This window comes from Acetobacter fabarum (assembly GCF_011516925.1).
Taxonomy (GTDB): Bacteria; Pseudomonadota; Alphaproteobacteria; order Acetobacterales; family Acetobacteraceae; genus Acetobacter; species Acetobacter fabarum.
Window position 1 is genome coordinate 1 of sequence record NZ_WOTG01000064.1, and the last position, 536, is coordinate 536.

Here is a 536-nt window from a genome sequence, read left to right on the forward strand (position 1 = left end):
CGCCTGCGGCGCGTCAGCCCTTCGGTTAAAGAGCAGTCGCTGATCGGGTTGATGGCGTGTTGCTGGCCTCTGCCAGTTGCATCCTGATGGGGGTATGCCGGGGGTGTGGATGTGGCGCTGGCGACAGAATACTTGCGGATGGCAAGGAAATTCCTTACCTTGGGGGCATGATCAGAGGCCGCCTCACAAGTAAGTCCCAGACGACCATTCCGCAGGCTGTCCGTGCGACACTGGGCCTGCAGCCTGGTGACGAAATAGGCTATATCGTGGAGAACGGGCAGGTCATCCTGACCCGGGTATTGGCAACAGCGGAGCAGGATGATCCCTTCGCGACATTCGGCGAGTGGAATTCCGTCGCGGATCAACAGGCCTATGCCGGGCTTTGAGGTCTGGGACCTGATCAAGGTTCCGTTCCCCTATACAAATCGTCCCGTCCGTCAGCATCGCCCGGCTCTTGTCGTGCGGGTTGTGCAGTCTGCTGGCGCACCCGATCTGCTTTGGGTGCTGATGGTCACGTCGTCCGCTCACAGGCGATG

The 536-nt window shown here is 60.3% G+C and carries 1 protein-coding gene; it reads left to right on the forward strand.

Features of this window, described 5'->3' with window-relative positions; translation table 11 throughout:
• Window positions 1-56 precede the first annotated feature (56 nt).
• Window positions 57-386 carry a type II toxin-antitoxin system PrlF family antitoxin gene (locus tag GOB83_RS14725; protein WP_338420647.1) on the forward strand — a complete coding sequence of 110 codons (330 nt, stop codon included), beginning with the start codon at window positions 57-59 and terminating at the stop codon, window positions 384-386.
• Window positions 387-536 lie beyond the last annotated feature (150 nt).